Annotated in this window: 14 protein-coding genes and 1 pseudogene; 7 read left to right on the top strand and 8 right to left on the bottom strand. The window is 40.0% G+C overall.

The features are described 5' to 3' along the window. Positions 1-349: 349 nt before the first annotated feature. Together NMG86_RS25840 and NMG86_RS25835 are read left to right on the top strand one after the other, a co-directional pair. Positions 350-1,447: a glycosyltransferase family 4 protein gene (locus tag NMG86_RS25840; RefSeq protein WP_026798837.1), complete on the top strand. Its 1,098-nt coding sequence runs from the start codon at positions 350-352 to the stop codon at positions 1,445-1,447. Positions 1,448-1,479: 32 nt separating this feature from the next. Further along, on the top strand, positions 1,480-2,199 hold the full coding sequence (locus NMG86_RS25835) for a polysaccharide deacetylase family protein (RefSeq protein WP_199918563.1): 720 nt from the start codon (positions 1,480-1,482) through the stop codon (positions 2,197-2,199). A 46-nt stretch (positions 2,200-2,245) separates the two neighbouring features. Here NMG86_RS25835 and NMG86_RS25830 read toward each other — a convergent pair whose 3' ends face one another. Beyond that, positions 2,246-3,178, bottom strand: a complete 933-nt coding sequence (locus NMG86_RS25830; protein ID WP_026798835.1) for an NAD-dependent epimerase/dehydratase family protein — start codon at positions 3,176-3,178, stop codon at positions 2,246-2,248. Between the two features lie 270 nt (positions 3,179-3,448). Here NMG86_RS25830 and NMG86_RS25825 point away from each other — a divergent pair, with 270 nt between their 5' ends. The 3 genes and pseudogenes from NMG86_RS25825 to NMG86_RS25815 form a co-directional block, all read left to right on the top strand. Then, complete coding sequence (locus NMG86_RS25825; protein WP_026798367.1) at positions 3,449-4,528, top strand: glycosyltransferase; 1,080 nt, start codon at positions 3,449-3,451, stop codon at positions 4,526-4,528. A gap of 24 nt (positions 4,529-4,552) precedes the next feature. Beyond that, entirely contained in the window at positions 4,553-5,050 is a 498-nt protein-coding gene (locus NMG86_RS25820) for an SDR family oxidoreductase (RefSeq protein ID WP_026798834.1), read from the top strand. A gap of 708 nt (positions 5,051-5,758) precedes the next feature. After that, positions 5,759-6,010 (top strand): annotated as a pseudogene (locus tag NMG86_RS25815) (hypothetical protein); the annotation flags it as partial. 176 nt (positions 6,011-6,186) lie between these two features. Here NMG86_RS25815 and NMG86_RS25810 read toward each other — a convergent pair. The 7 genes from NMG86_RS25810 to NMG86_RS25780 form a co-directional block, all read right to left on the bottom strand. Then, the gene (locus tag NMG86_RS25810) at positions 6,187-7,023 is read right to left on the bottom strand and encodes an IS5 family transposase (protein WP_202962725.1); all 837 of its coding nucleotides are present in this window, start codon (positions 7,021-7,023) and stop codon (positions 6,187-6,189) included. A gap of 245 nt (positions 7,024-7,268) precedes the next feature. Beyond that, positions 7,269-8,654 (bottom strand): aspartate aminotransferase family protein, encoded by a 1,386-nt coding sequence (locus NMG86_RS25805; protein WP_026798363.1) that lies wholly within the window; start codon positions 8,652-8,654, stop codon positions 7,269-7,271. A gap of 47 nt (positions 8,655-8,701) precedes the next feature. Further along, positions 8,702-9,415, bottom strand: coding sequence for an MtnX-like HAD-IB family phosphatase (locus NMG86_RS25800; protein ID WP_043939622.1), 714 nt, complete (start codon positions 9,413-9,415; stop codon positions 8,702-8,704). Next, positions 9,408-9,947 carry a DUF6309 family protein gene (locus NMG86_RS25795; protein ID WP_043939625.1) on the bottom strand — a complete coding sequence of 180 codons (540 nt, stop codon included), beginning with the start codon at positions 9,945-9,947 and terminating at the stop codon, positions 9,408-9,410. Before NMG86_RS25795 ends, NMG86_RS25800 begins: the two co-directional genes overlap by 8 nt. A gap of 55 nt (positions 9,948-10,002) precedes the next feature. Then, positions 10,003-11,196 (bottom strand): phytanoyl-CoA dioxygenase family protein, encoded by a 1,194-nt coding sequence (locus NMG86_RS25790; RefSeq protein WP_071783123.1) that lies wholly within the window; start codon positions 11,194-11,196, stop codon positions 10,003-10,005. 526 nt (positions 11,197-11,722) lie between these two features. Next, complete coding sequence (locus NMG86_RS25785) at positions 11,723-12,478, bottom strand: SDR family oxidoreductase (protein ID WP_026798361.1); 756 nt, start codon at positions 12,476-12,478, stop codon at positions 11,723-11,725. Positions 12,479-12,735: 257 nt separating this feature from the next. Beyond that, positions 12,736-13,623 carry a phytanoyl-CoA dioxygenase family protein gene (locus NMG86_RS25780; RefSeq protein WP_026798360.1) on the bottom strand — a complete coding sequence of 296 codons (888 nt, stop codon included), beginning with the start codon at positions 13,621-13,623 and terminating at the stop codon, positions 12,736-12,738. Between the two features lie 445 nt (positions 13,624-14,068). Here NMG86_RS25780 and NMG86_RS25775 point away from each other — a divergent pair, with 445 nt between their 5' ends. Then, positions 14,069-14,371 carry a hypothetical protein gene (locus NMG86_RS25775; protein ID WP_026798359.1) on the top strand — a complete coding sequence of 101 codons (303 nt, stop codon included), beginning with the start codon at positions 14,069-14,071 and terminating at the stop codon, positions 14,369-14,371. Positions 14,372-14,503: 132 nt separating this feature from the next. Continuing rightward, positions 14,504-16,111, top strand: a complete 1,608-nt coding sequence (locus tag NMG86_RS25770) for an endonuclease NucS domain-containing protein (protein WP_052338795.1) — start codon at positions 14,504-14,506, stop codon at positions 16,109-16,111. The last annotated feature ends 2 nt before the right edge of the window (positions 16,112-16,113 follow it).

Genomic DNA, 16,113 nt, shown 5'->3' with positions numbered 1-16,113 from the left:
ACTGATTTACTTACTGATTTACTTACTTACTGCATTAATTAAGTATTTTATTACAGTTTGCAGGATTCAGTAAGATTCTGGGTAGCCACCGAGATACGTGCAAAATGGGACACTTTGTAAAATTTTGTAACGTTGATGTTTAAAATCCACGATTTTACGTTGTTTCAACACTGAATTCCGGGTGTCCTCTTTTGTAAAACATCCCCAAAAAAGGTCATAAATGGGCAAGTTTGAAAGACTGAATAGTGTTAACAGTGGATTTGAGTATCCAAAAACTAGAATGTTTCAGTACCATTTTTGGGCAAGTTTTTAAATCATTAAAAGACATTTTGCAATATTTGTTTACAAAGTGTCCCATTTTGCACGTATCTCGGCGGCTACCCTAGTAACCAATAAATATGAAGCAGAGGATTTAGCCAAAATTTCTGATTTATGTCAAAAAGCGATAGGAATTAATGCTCCCAAAACATGGTCTTATATTTCCTGTTTCCTAGCCTTATTTAAACAGTCTTCATTACGTTCTGCTTATTGTGATTTTCCAGAGTTTCATCGAGTAGTTTCTCAATTAGCATCAGAAAATTTTGATTTAATTTACATCAAAAGATTAAGAATGGCTCAATATGCTAAACACTTTGAAAATGATAAAGTTATTGATGGGACAGATTCTATGGGACTCTATTATGAACGATTATGTCAGCTAAATTTTTATGGCTTTAGGGCAATAATTAACAATTATGAAAGTAAAATACTCAGTAACTATGAAAAACAAATCGCTCAATCCTATCGAATGGTTGTTTGTTCAGAACTAGATAGCTCTTACATTGAAAAATCAGCTAAATTAGATTCAGGGACAATAAAAGTTATTCCTAATGTAGTAGATTTAGATAAATTTCAGTATCAAGCACCTTCTTCTTGGTCTAATTCAATCAAAATTGGTTTTTTCGGCATTTTTTCGGCTTCGACCAATGAAGATGCCGCTTACTGGTTAGGAACTGATATTTACCCATATCTAAAACAGAAGTTTCCCTTATTAGAATGTGAAATAGTTGGTTTGTTTCCATCAAAACGATTGTTAAAATTACAGAGTTTAGGCTTGAGAATAATAGGTTATGTCCCAAATTTATCTGATGTAGTGTATTCATGGAATGTCTTTTTATGTCCTTTACGTTCAGGTGCAGGTGTAAAAAATAAAATTTTACAATGCTTGGCTATGGGAGTTCCTGTAATTGCTACTTCTCTTTCCATTGAAGGATTAGTAGATATACAAGCTAATGAGCATTTATTGTTAGCTAATAATGTTTCAGAATTTGCTGAACAGCTTATTAGATTGAACAATGAACCAGAACTGGTTTTAAATCTTAGTCAATCAGGCCGTAAGTATGTTGAAAAATATTACTCTCTTGAAACATTAGAAAATTGTATGAAGAACTTTTTATCAAATTATTGAAAACTAATTTTGAAAGTTTATTAATAAATATTATGGACAGAATTATTCTTTGTTATCATGGTATCGGTGAAGATCAATTATACTGTAATGTATCTTGGTCGCTCTTTGAACGTCAAATAAATTGGATAAAGACTTTAAACTATCAAATCACTTCAGTAGCAAATATTATACAAGTAAATGATTTGCATCCATCTCTTGCTATTACTTTTGATGATGGATTAGAAAGTAGTTTGAAAGCAATTATTTGGTTATTAGAGCAAAATATTCCTGTTCTTTGGTCTGTATTGGCTTTACCTGAATCACCACTACATCAAGGACTTACAGGCAAAGTATTAGATTTGACTACAATATCCAATCTGCTGGCAGATTATTCAAATCTAGAAATTGCTTCTCATGCTTTAACTCATAGAGATTTAACCAAAATGTCTTTAGAAGATGTAAATAGGGAAATACTTGAAAGTCGTGAGCGGTTACAAAATGAGTTACAAGTTCCTATACGGTACTTTGTTTATCCATTTGGTAAGACTAATTTAGAAATTTCAAACCTTGTAAAAATAGCTGGTTATGATGCTGCTTTTTCTGTTACAGCTATCTCTCTTAAAATAAAGAGTAATCGCTATATTTTACCTAGGCTCTGCGTTAATGAACAGCTTTATTCTCAAGAACGCTTACGTTACTTGTTGGGATGGGGTGGCGGAACTTACCTTGATCTAGCTCACTTGTATAGAAAGTTTTTTCCAAAAAATACTTAATTTTAATATTTGCTGTTAGCATGACTCAAATAATCAAATTAGCCATCTAATTAATACGATCAATTACTGAGGAAACTTTTTCAGATAGTGTTTCCTTGACAGAAAAGTTTAGGTTAACTGACGCTCTAGTAATATCTCCCCAAGATGCTTGAATATCCCCCCTCCTTATATCTAAAAATTCTGGTTCGAGACAATATCCAAATTTTTCGGAAATTAATTGTAGTAGTTCTAATAAATTGGTAGCTATCCCCGTACATACATTAAAAATACGATGCTTATTTAAAATTTTACTAGAGATGGTAGCAGCAGCAATGTTGGCTTGTACCACATCACTAACTGATATAAAATCACGACTTTGCTGTCCGTCGCCATAAATTTTAGGTCTTTGTTTGTTGCGGTAGCAATTAATAAATTTTGGAATAACAGCTGCATATTCTGAGTCAGCCCTTTGTCCAACTCCGTAAACATTAAAATATCTTAAGGATATGGTTTCTAGACCATAAGTATGATAAAAAGTTTCACCCCAAGCTTCTGTGGCTACTTTACTAACTGCATAAGGAGATTTTGGCATAGAAGCTAAGTCCTCTTTTAAAGGTGGTTGATAGCAATCTCCATAGATAGCACAACTTGAAGCAATAACAATGCGCCGAACGTCAGCTTTGAGGGCAGTTTCTAAGACATTTAATGTTCCCAAAATATTAATTTGTTGAGTTAGTTGGAGATTCAAAGTTGATTGAGGAACGGAAACTAAAGCTGCTTGGTGAAATACACAATCTACGTCCTGCATTGCGCTTAATAAGTGTTTTTTATCGCAAATATCTCCGTAAATAAATTCAATTTTATTTTGGACAGACGTTAGATTTTCTAAGTGCCCCGAATATAAGTTATCATAGACTTTAGTCTTAATATTTTCGGCTACTAAGTGTTTAACTAAATGAGAACCTATAAACCCTGCGCCTCCTGTGACTAATGCTTTCATTTGTTTCCTTAACGTTCTTGTAAACAGTTCTTTTCTTATTATATTATAAATGGCTAAGACTTCGAGCGCGTTTTTTCTGATGGGATAGGGGAAACAATCCAGGGGTATCAACTTAATGCGGGACAGCTTATCCTGAAAGGGTTTTAGCTTTCGTCCTACAGAGTAAGCCTTACAGCCATTTTCACTATCCAAGAACCAGATCAAAGTGTCCCGCTTTACGCTGCTACCCCAATCCAGTAAACTAATTTTGTCAATGTCTAATTCTCTACCATGAAAATTGCTTTTGTAGTAGGAGATTTTCCTGCTTTATCGGAAACCTTTATTGTCAATCAAATCATAGGCTTAATTCAGCATGGCTATCAGGTCGATATATATGCAAGGCATTCTAGGAATGAGCCTAAGATACACCCTGATATATATAGATATGGTCTACTTGAGAGAACTTATTATGCTCCATTTAAACCAGAAAAACAAACCTATGATATTATTCATTGTCATTTTGGACCTTATGGCTTAGATGGACTAAGACTGTTAGAACTTGGTAGACTTCAGGGAAAGTTAATTACAAGTTTTTACGGGTTTGATGTAACTTTATATCCTCTAAAATTTGGTAATGACATTTATCAGCACCTCTTTCAAATAGGTGATTGCTTTATAGGCATATCTTCTTTTATAGTTGACAAGGCTTTAGCACTAGGTTGTCCAAAGGACAAAATAATTAAGCTACCCATTGGTATTGATACTTTAAAGTACAGTTTTTACCCAAGAAAAACCCGCTCAGACGAACCTATAAAAGTTCTTACAGTTGCTAGATTAGTAGAAAAGAAAGGAATTGAATATTCTCTAAAAGCTGTGGCTAAAACAATCTCTAACTACCCTAAACTTGAATATAACATTATTGGTGATGGTTATCTACGTGAATCAATTCAAAAATTAATTCAAGAACTAGGTCTTTCTAATCAAGTTAAACTACTAGGATGGATGAACCAAGATGAAATTATAGATTTTTATTATAATGCTCATATCTTCATTTTGGCAAGTGTAACTGCTGCTAATGGAGACCAAGAGGGTCAGGGGCTAGTTTTGCAAGAAGCTCAAGCTACAGGGCTACCTGTCTTATCCACGATTCATAATGGTATTCCTGATGGAGTGTTAGATGGAACATCGGGCTTTCTAGTTGCTGAAAAAGATGTGGATGCTTTAGCGGCGAAATTAAACTATCTAATTGAAAATCCAAGATCACGGATAGAAATGGGTAAAGCAGGTCGTAAATTCATAGAAAATTATTATGATAATAAAAAAATTACTGAACAATTAATTAAACTATATCAACAAATTTTGAAAGTCTAGTTTAACTAGAGGAGAACATATCAGATGGATACCAAAACAAAAGCAATTGTTACTGGAGCAGCACGAGGAATTGGTTCAGCGATAGTTGAAAATTTTCTTGGCAAGGGATATCAGGTTTTAGCTATTGATAAAAACTGGTTAGCCCAACCGCAACAGGAGAATATTATTTTAGTAACAGCAGATATTTCAGAAAAAAATTTCTGGGATAAGGATTTTCCTGATTTACTGACATCATTTCGACCTAATATTTTAATTAATAACGCCGGTTGTCAGTTTAAGTCCTCATTTTTAGAAACAACTCCTGAAATTCTTGAAAAAACGTGGTTGACTAATCTTGCTGCACCAATGTTTTTATCACAGGCAACCGTTCGTTTCTGGATTGAACATCAAATTCCTGGTATTATTGTCAATATATCATCAATCCATGAAATTATTCCGTCAAATATTCCCTCATACTCAACAACTAAAGCCGCTCTTGCTAGGGTAGCCGCCGAGATACGTGCAAAATGGGACACTTTGTAAACAAATATTGCAAAATGTCTTTTAATGATTTAAAAACTTGCCCAAAAATGGTACTGAAACATTCTAGTTTTTGGATACTCAAATCCACTGTTAACACTATTCAGTCTTTCAAACTTGCCCATTTATGACCTTTTTTGGGGATGTTTTACAAAAGAGGACACCCGGAATTCAGTGTTGAAACAACGTAAAATCGTGGATTTTAAACATCAACGTTACAAAATTTTACAAAGTGTCCCATTTTGCACGTATCTCGGTGGCTACCCTGTATGGTTTTGGGATTAATAAACGCTTAGGGAATGAAAGTGTCCAAATTTTTAGATGATTACCAAAACCCAAAACGACACTTCATAATCTTTACTAAGCAAGGGAAACAGGTTGGCGATACTTGCTCCCAAAAACCTAATTCATAATTTTATTGGACGGATATCGTTCAGATTAAACCACATTGTTCGGGCATAAGTGTTTGACTAATTGGTTCGTATAAATTGGACACTCTGGAGGCGACAAATGCTGTAATCCAACCTCTGCAATGGTTACAGCTTATTTGCAATTAATGTGGTTTCATTTGCAGTGATTGTGGTTTGTTTGCAAATAATGTGGTTTCATTTGCAGTGATTGTGGGTTCGAGACCCCTCTTATTTGCAGTTAATGTGGTTTGAAAATTTCCTTGTTTGCGGTTTGAAACGTTTATGTTTGCAGTTCGCTACAGATAGCTTACTCAAAGAAATTGACAAGTTAGAAACAATTCGGCAATTAGAATTACCAGAGCATTTATTTACTCAGACTTCCCCGAAAATTGTCCAGCACTATCGACAACGAGCTTCAACGGAACCGCCTAGGGAATTACGTCGCCATCCTCAGTCGATTCGTTACACTCTCATGGCAGCCTTCTGTTGGCAAAGAAAACAAGAAATTACGGATAGTTTAGTGGAATTATTAATTCAAATTGTTCATCAACTTCGTTGGGTGGTAAATCATTCTGTTCCTTTTCTGTTACTTTTTCAGCAAGCCCTATATATAGTGTGCTTGCGTAAGTCCTGATTCATCTATTTACCCTTTTCTAAAAACATGATGCGAGCAGTTATAATTAGACCTCTTGCAAAAAAAATCTATGCTATAATAAAAAATTTTCACTTTCAGACTAAGAGTGTCAACTCATAATTATAAATGGCTGACAACAAATTACAACGAAGACCATAACGGCGACGACGATTTCGATAACGACTCGATAAGATCCTGAAAATTTTGAGGCTCCGATTAACGTGTTCAATCACAATTCGTTGATGAGCCAAAGCTAGATTATAGTCTTTTTCTAAGACCGAAAGATTGCCATTTTTGGGTTTCTTTTTGGGTACATAGCTATTCAAGTGATAATCCTTAATCCCTTGATAGCCACTATCTTGTAAACTATCAGTTTGGGGGTGAAAATGAATTTTGCTTTTTTTGAATAAGCTGAAATCGTGGCAATGTCCTTGTCCAAAATCTGTACAAATAATCTGTTTAGTTTCTTGATCAATTACTAACTGAATTTTGAGCGTGTGATGTTTTTTCTTTCCTGAGTAACATTTTTTCTGTTTTTTTTTCGGTCTTTCAATAGCCGTTTCCGTGACATCCATCACTACGATTTCGGGGTAGCCAGAATCTTGAATTAATGCTTTCTTTCCCGGAATCCGAAACTTTCCTGTTTTCATTAAAGTTGATTCAATATTAGCAACAATTCGGCAAATAGTTGATTCTGATACTCCCCAATTTGTCCCAATATGAAAATATGTTCTGTATTCTCGCCAATACTCCAAGGCTACTAAAACTTGCTCTTGGAGAGTCAGCAGGGTGTGACGTCCTCTTCTATCTTTAGGATGTTCTAACCTGAACTGCTCTATGGCATTAACCATTTTTTGGAAGGTTTGAATCTTGACACCAAATCTTCGTTTAAATTCATGAGGTTTCAAATTTAGATAAAATTGAGTGTTCATCGCAGAGTTATTGTCTAAATTCACTTTCAATTTTTACCATTTTATGGAGTTTTTAGCAAAAGTTTGTGAAGAATGGTTAGTCTCTAGGATTTTATGAAATTGAGCAAAACTTACCATAATACCATAAAATTATTTTGCAAGAGTTCTATTATTGTGGAGCAAGCCCGAAAGCCTGTTCAAGACTTGCTTTTCTGGAGAATTCTAATGTATCAGGGCAGGCTTTCGGGTTATTCTTCTCCTCCCGTTCAGACTTTGGTGCAGCGGGTGAAGAGGCACTCAAGGAGTTCAAGCGCCAGATCGATTTCGTCGTAGCTGATCTCCAGAGATGGTGCGAGCGTAATCACGTTCTTGTGGTAGCCACCGATATCGAGTATGAGTCCGTAGAAGCGGCCTCGTGCCTCCAGTGTCCCGCTCATGGCCATGTCGCACATTTTATCGACCATTGCTTTATCGGGTGTAAAGCTGTCCTCTGCCGCACAGATTTCGATCCGCAGAGCGAGACCTAAACCATCTACATCACCCACGATCGCGTGCCTCTGCTTCAAATCTTTCAATCCCGCCAGGAAGTAAGCGCCCTTTTCCATAGTCATGGAGTGGTAGTCCTTTGCTTCAAGCATCCGAACCGTCTCTAGGGCTACAGCGGTGCCGAGCGGGTTGGACGAAAAAGTCGAATGTGTTGAACCGGGCGGGAATACTTCTGGGTTGATCAGTTCCTCGCGGGCCCAGATTCCGGCTAGGGGATTGAGACCGTTAGTGATTGCCTTACCAAAAACAATCACGTCCGGTTTTACGTTAAAATTCTCAATTGACCAGAACCTACCTGCTCGGTAAAAGCCCATCTGAATCTCGTCATCAATTAACAGTATTTTGCGGGCATCGAGCACTTGCTTGAGTTTCTCAAAATACCCCGCAGGTGGGATGACATAGCCACCCGTTCCCTGAATCGCTTCCACATAGAAGGCAGCATATTCTGCTTCTCCCGCTTTGGTATCCCAGACACCATAATATTCAGAGTCGAACAGCCGCTCAAATTGATCGACACAGTACAACCCGCAGTCCTCCTGCTTTTTACCGTAGGGGCAACGGAAACAGTAGGGAAAGGGAACAAACTGCGCTCGATCGCCGAAATGACCGTAACGCCTCCGGTAGCGGTAGCTCGACGTGATCGCTGAGGCACCGAGCGTCCGACCGTGATAGCCACCCTCGAAGGCGAACATCAGACTCTTGCCGTTGGACGCATTCCGCACGAGTTTTAGCGAGTCCTCGACCGCCTGAGAGCCACCAACATTGAAATGTACGCGCCCCTTCATGCCAAAGGTTCGCTCGACATTCTGTGCCAGAGCTGCTGCGAGTTCTATTTTCTCCTTATGTAGATACTGGCTTGTGACTTGGGGTAACGTATCAAGCTGACGTTTCATTGCATCGTTGAGACGTGGATTGGCGTAGCCGAAACTGACTGCCGAGTACCACATTTGCAAATCTAGGAAGGCTTGGCCTGACTCGTCATACATATAGCTGCCTTCACAGCGACTGAATATTTTGGGGGGGTTTTGATAATGAACGGTGTCGCCATGGGAGCAGTATTGCGCCTCTAGCGCAAGCAGATCTTGTTCTGTCAGGGCATCAGCCATAGCTATGGTGTCTCCGTTGTATAAATGTCAGCCTAAAGTAGTGTGTTTCAGTATACCATGCGGTCGAGTTTCTCAAGCAAGTGCCGTGCATCGGCAAAGCCTTGGATCGTGAAGTGCGGCAGGTTGCGCTGGGTGCAGTGGTCAATCAGCTTGTGCTTGGCAAAGACAAAATCGACCTTCTGTGCGGCGCAGAAGTCCGAAGTGCCGTCACCGATCAGTAGCGATCGCCGATTGCTCGTGGTGTAGCTCTGGATCTGATCCACGGTGGCGCACTTGCAATTTCCAGATGCGACCAGGCAGTTAGCGTTGAAATTCGGAAAAGTGAGTTGCCAAGCTCGTTCACCCTGCTGCTGTAAGCTATTAGCGACTATAGAGATGGAGCTTAGCTCGTAACGTGCCAGGATACGCCGGATGGCATAGTCTAGCCCATCGCTGACTACGGTGATTTTATGTCCTCGCCCCTGTGCTTCTGCAACAAAGGCGGGGAAATCAGCGTCGATCGCGAGCGCGTCGAGGTGCAGGTCGAGATCGCTGCGTGACATATCGAGCAAAGGGATCTGGCGGGCTAGACACTCGCGCGAGCCAATCGCTCCCGCTTGCCACGCCTGCTCGATTTCTTGCCAAGCCGAGGTAGCGAAGCTCTCAAGCAGTGTATCGGTGATATCAGCAAGGGAGATCGTGCCATCAAAGTCACAGAAAATGTCCCAAGTTCCATCACCGATGTTACGTTCAGTTGGGCATAAGGATTTGAGGTTATACATAGAACGATAAGTTACCTGCCACGTATGCTTCTACCTGCGCGTTATCCGTTAGTAATCCATTCAATTCCCAAGCGATCATCCGGTGCAAGCCGTCGAGATGCACCAGTCCTTCGGTTATATCGAGTTCTGTATAGCCTGCATAGTATGGGGCGGTAATTGCTTTAGTGGATAAAAAAATCGGCAGGAATTGGGTGCGATCGGTTCTCCATATCTTGTTCCAGCAGACAGGACTCTCTTTTGCATACCGATCTTTCATACTGGAAAGCTTTTCTACAGCTTGCTCTACAGTCAGCCCGGATTTGGGAATGAGCTTGATGTTCCCGCCTTCACTAATATGCCAGGGCAAAGTAACCCGCAAAATATCTTGCCGCCCTAAAAAAACCTTGCTCCACTGACGCAACTGTACATCAGCACACACTAATATCTCCTCTGCTTGCCGATTTGTGTTGGCTTCGTGCTCTCTGTCTGCATGATGCTCTGAGCGAAACTGCGCCAGTACCTCGTCAAACTCTACTTTCATCACAATTTTCATACTCAGGCTCCAAAAGACTCTTGCGCCGAAATAGTAAGGTGTTTGCACAAAGCTTTTACCCCCGCCGCGCCTGCTCCATCAGAGCGGGCATCAGCCGTTCCAATAAACTGCCTTGGTTTATTTGCTTAAATGGCACCATTTGATCGTAGGGGTCATAGAAATGTCGTTCAGCGAACAGATCGTGCCACTGACCGCGGTCTAAGCCTAGGGCACGAGCACGAGCAAGCATCTGCTGCCAGTAGGGCTTGACCACAGGCCAGCGCACCCCGCCTTGACAGTATGCACAATCTATAAGGTAGCGTGGCTGTCCCTCACCACCTGCCTTGGCGCGCCGGGCGTGGAACACCCCCGAGTGGATAATGACTGTCGATCCGGGCGGCAAGTTTTCGATCGCGACTTCACCAGGCAGCGGCATAGCGCCGAAGCGACTAAGGGCATTCTTTTCGGCAACAATTTGTTGCGAACCGGGCAGTACCACTAGGTCACCTATCGTACCGTTGAGGCCGTCCAGGTAGTGGAAGACGTGAACCATCATATGTGAGCGGTTAGTCTGCGGATACTGCTCGTAGTCGTGGTGCCAGTTTTTGTCAGCAGAACCAGAATCGTGGCGGCTGCTGTGCAGGTGATGAAAGGCAAAAATTGGCCCCATCAGTTGGGCGAGTATCGCCATCAGTGGAGGATATCCGATCAGCCAGCCATGTTCGCCCAGTTCCAGTTCCATCACTGGCGGTGGTTGGCGCAGCCCCTTGAGGCAGTATGCCGTCGCCTCATCGCGCAACCCCCCATCCACCCAACGGTCAACCTCTGGCTTTAGTGTTGCTACCAGCTCGCTTGGCAGAAACGATGACAGCACGAGATATCCGCGATCGGCAAATGCGCTGAGCTGTGTGGCGTTTAGTGGTTCGGCTACCAGGGAAGTCAGCAACGATGATACGTCATACAGGCTATCGAGTCTAGCAATATTTTCAAATTGAGCATTTCGATCTTTATTAATTCCTGTTGTTTGCTTTTTTTGTGCTTTTCGCTTGACATATCCATCATCATTAATCGTCGGTTCATCCAGTTCTTCTAACTCTTTTATTCCTCGGACGATTGTGTTTCGAGTACAACCCAACAGTTTGATGATATAACTAATTCCTCCCCATCCCAATTTTTGAGCCTCTATCGCTGCATATCTTCTTTTATCCTTTTCTGATAAAGAGTTATAAAACTTCTTCATTTCTTCCTGAATTGAACTAGAATAAAACATGGGTTTTCAGGTCAAGCTGTGTCATTTAATCGAAAAATCCGTTGCCCGGTTCTCTCAATTTTTGTAAAATCTGCCATCAGTGGCTATACTCCATTATATCTAATAATTCATCAAGTTATTACTTTTCCATTCCTTAGTCTTTATATTCGGCACAATATTCATCTATGATGGCAACTGTTGGCCGAGCCTCTCTTGCCAAATGCTTCAGGATTTGTAATTCTACATCCATTGCCACACCTACTTTATAGAGTTTAATTTTTTAATTCTTCTATTCATTATACTCGGAGAGTGACAAAAGAGGGATATTTGACTCAATCATTAATTTCAAAAGGCGATGTTTGATTATAGCTTTAAGCTGGCAAACTATTCTAATGAAATTTATGAACAGCTTTGTGAAGTAGGAGGATATCAGAAGAAATAAAGAAATCGGGAAATCGTTGATATGGCGATCACGAATTATGTTTTGAACCAAAGATTTTGCAGTTTAGCCACACACAGAGGTTTCACCTTTGCACCCATTCAATTACTATCCTCGACCGATGTAGGGAACTTTAGTTGGAATCAACGTGACAAACTGAAAATTTGTATCGAGTGGCATATTCGCCATCATTACAACCGTCTCTGCAACATGCTTGATATCCATAGACGGCTCCACTTGAAACGTTCCATCCGCTTGCTTCGCTGCGTGCGGGGGAGTTGGCTGATCTGTAGGAATCGTAGTGTTACTGATGTCGAGCTGTCCACAGGCGATGTCGTATTTTCTACCGTCGAGCGAGAGCGAACGAGTGAGTCCAGTGATCGCAGTCTTAGTCGTAGTAAAAGCAATCGAATCCGGTCGCGGCATATGTGCTGAGAGTGCGCCATTATTGACGATGCGTCCACCCATCGGTGACTGTGATTTCATCACCCGGAATGCTTGCTGAGCGCAGAGGAAGGTGCCAGTTAGATTAGTCTGCACTACCCGTGCCCAGTCTTCATAGGCTAATTCCTCAAGGGGCACGCTTGGGGCATTGTCGCCAGCATTGTTGAATAGGAAGTCGAGCCGACCGAACCGCTGCTTTACCGCCGCGAACAGCGCCGCAACTGAATCGGGGTTGCCGATATCTGTCGAGACAGGGAAGGCTCGCTCAGTCGCCTCTAGGGCGAGTTTTGCAGTCTCCTCTAGGGCGTGCTTGCGCCTTCCAGCGAGCGCTACAGACCAACCATTTTCTAACAGGGCAAGGGCACAGGCGCGACCTATGCCGCTACCAGCACCAGTGACGATCGCTATTTTGCTTGTCATACGAAAGTATTCCCTTACACTTTTGTTAATCTTATATCATACACCAACAATTGGATCAGTTGCTACTTTTCAGATGAAACATTGAAAGACAGTTTTTTATCATAGTTCTTTAAAAATAATTTATAAGAAAGTGTTGGCAAACTTCTGAATTCTGTTTCCTAGAACTTATCTCTGCCAACCCTAACATCAAGTCACGTCTTTCGCTGATGCAAGGTTCTCATTGAGAATGCTCTGATCCACGCCCATACGGGGATAATCTAAATAGCTGTAAATCCCGCATTTTGAGCTGCTTTTTTGATGATTTCAGGATTTCTTGGCTCTCTTAGATATGGATGACCATGCTCGGAGAAAAGGAATTCTATATGCTCATCACAGCTCTGCCCAGATGCAGAAATGTGGTAAAACAGTGCAAATTTTGTTGTTTCTCTCTTCGCGACCGCTTTAGAGCCTCGATGTAAAATACGCATATCAAAAACAACAGCATCTCCCGCCTTGCTCGGAAGGTTAATTCCTTCTTTTTCAAAGATGGAATAGTCTTCATATTTAGGGAATCTCCCGCCAGTCATTTTACGCATAATTTTTGCAAATACCGGCACACCAATGCCTTTGGCAAGCTGTCGTTGCTTTACAAGGGGATCTCTTTTTTTATGGCTTCCCGGTACCACAAATAAACCTCCTCCTTCATCGTTGCAATCCTGGAGGTAAATTCCAATTGTAATCGCGTTGAAATCCGGTCTCAAAAAAAACTGGGCCCCCACGCCTTCCGCTGTGGTCAAGTCGGTATGAAGGACTTTAAAACTATTTCTGATGCATGACACTGATAATAAAACAAAATCATCACCAACTATGGATTTTATGACTTCAAGCAATTGATCGTTAATAAATGTATCAATTAGCTCGGGATATAGACATAAGTGATCGGGAATAGTGTCATCGCGTATCAGGTCTTCGTCCTGAAACTTTTCATTAAACTTTTCTTCTAAAAATTTCCGAATTTCTAATACTCTCTCTGGACTTAGAATACCGGGAAGCAGATAATAACCTTTTTCATTAAAGGTAGGTAGAAATGATTCTTTTGAGTGTGAAGTTGTTTTAACTTCAAGAGATGAGTTTACAGTAATTGCCTGTGCTGGGATTGGTTTCATACTTCAATGTCCTTGAGTCTATTTGATTTTGACGGGTTCCTCAGAGAGCGTTGGCGCGCTTTAAAATCTCTCTTTGTAGCATTTATCTGTCCCAGCTATAGCAGTTTGTGTCCGGGTGAGGTACACGATTTTTCTGTTCCCTCTTTCCCTTTCCCTTTTCCGCTAAATGCTGTACCTTACTGACTTGAAAACTGTTATGTAGCATGACGTCCCGTATTCCGGTCACTTATTGTCATTGCCGAATAATCAGCAATTATAACATATGGAGGCGTGTCTTTGCAAACTTTCCTCTGAAACAGCTTTATGGCTGTAGCGACGAGCCGTAACTGCAATAATGTCAACGGGGTGAAGTGAGCAGTCGAACAGAAACTTACGCTAAGGAATTAATGGAAAGCGTTACTCACGTTTGGGTTTACAATCGGGATGGTGTTGATCATCTTAAGATATGGCAGTTACAGGGAAGCTGGAATTAACCCTTAAAATTACAGAATTTCCAACGGATGTTCAGACCGTTGAGAATAACTGGAAGCAATTTACTGTTGACTGTGATGGCAGAATCTTCACGCTCACAGTGAAGCCGAAAATGTTCAAAAAACTAGAGGAAGCGCAAGCGAATTATCCGATGTGGGTGGCGGCGATTGCTGGGAAGCTGGGAGAAGCTACTCCCGATGGCTTTGTCTTGGCTGACCCCGCAATTCAAGTGTTTGAGAAAAAACCGAAAGACCCCCAGGAAGCTGCATCTGAGTAGAAAGGTTTGAGTAGCAATCGTGCAGAAACTTACGCGCTTGGCTAAAACCAAATTACAGCATAGGTTTTGGACAGTGAGCTTATAATAGTGAATGATTGCTGTTCCAAGTTTCCACTAAAGAGTAATGAGCAGATGAGCCAAGTAGAAGCGCAGATTAGAGATTTTCTTGCCTCAGACTTAACCTTCCTTTCAAAGGACTTTATATTAATCAAAAAGGAGTTTCCTCTTAAGAACTCATTTGGAACAAAAGGTTTTATTGATATCCTGGCTGAAGATTCTTACCAGCACTTCGTAATTATAGAGATCAAGAGATCTAATCAGACAGCTAGAGAGGCTATTCACGAAATTCTTAAGTACGCAGGCTTGCTTAAACAGCAACTGAAAGTCAAAGAGACTGAAATTAGAATTTGTATAGTCTCAACAGATTGGGATGAACTAATAGTTACCTTCTCAGAATTGCATAAAATAATTCCATATCATTTGGAAGGATTTAAGATTCAAATTGACTCAACAAATAAGCCTATTAAGAAGGAATTTGTTAAACCTTTAGAAGAGGTATTACCTAGAAATATTTCCCACAATCACATGATATTTTTATATGAAAACAACGATTGTATACATCAAGAGTTAGAGCAATTAAGGGAAACAATTAAACGTATAGGAATAGAAGATTTTGTATTATTAGAAATGAGTTATTTAGGAGATAAGAAAAACATTATATATCCACATGGTATTTATTTTGCTTTTCAGAGATATGAAAAAATAAAACTAAAAAGCATTCTTTTAAGTTTAGAGCAGGAAGATGATATAGAAGAAGCCGAAGAATTTTTGGAAGATGAATCTGAGCTATTGCATTTACTTGAACAGGCAATCCTAAGCCATATTAGACCTAACAATTATGATACTTTAGAAGCGAGTTATCCTGATCAATTCTTATCCCTAATAGAAGCCAAAGAATGGAAAATTAGTAGCATTGCCCGTGAAGGTATATTTTTTGATGATCCGAGACTTGCAAGAGACAGTATCTTACTATCAGAAATAAAAGGAACTAAGGGTAAAGGATTTACACAGTATCACAATTACTCTAATTCAAAATTTAAACTTCGCCTTTCGGAAATTGAAGAGAACTCTTACCAATATTTGTACGGCTGTGAGCTTGATAATACTTGGCTTAATCATCTCAAATTTATTTTTTCTGAATTGAAAATGAAAATGAGTGGCAAGGAATACGAGCTATTTATCGATATATATAATTCAGGAGAAGGTTTATTAAAAACTTTATACTATATGTACAACTACAGAAAGTTTGACGCAAGCAATCCTCTTTTGTTTATGCCAAACTATATTCTTCAAATTCACTTTGATGATCCCGACAATACTTCTGAAGTTTATGTTGGTAAAATTAAGTGGAATGGCACAAGAAAAAATGTTCAGCAGTTGTTAGAAGAATCTCAAATAGATGATCTTTTTTTATACTTTACTACATTTCAGACTGGCCTAAGTCCTTTTGCCGGGTTAACAGAATTTTTGATCATGAATTCAATGGGGTTTGAATATTCATCAGACGTTTATTTCTTAACGGCTGGAGAGATCATAGACAGGAGGAGTATAGAAGAGATAGAGGACGGTTTAGTAGCTTATGTAAAATCGGACGACCGTGTAGGTCTAGAGAAATTTATCAACCTTTGTCCTGAGTTTATGTGTGAGTTGAATTATCTATTCTGTTTATATTTAGATTAATT

Origin of the sequence: Planktothrix rubescens CCAP 1459/22 (genome assembly GCA_904830895.1) — a bacterium.
GTDB lineage: Bacteria > Cyanobacteriota > Cyanobacteriia > Cyanobacteriales > Microcoleaceae > Planktothrix > Planktothrix agardhii.
The sequence above is the reverse complement of the archived record's forward strand: the minus strand, read 5'-3'. Positions and strand labels throughout refer to the sequence as shown.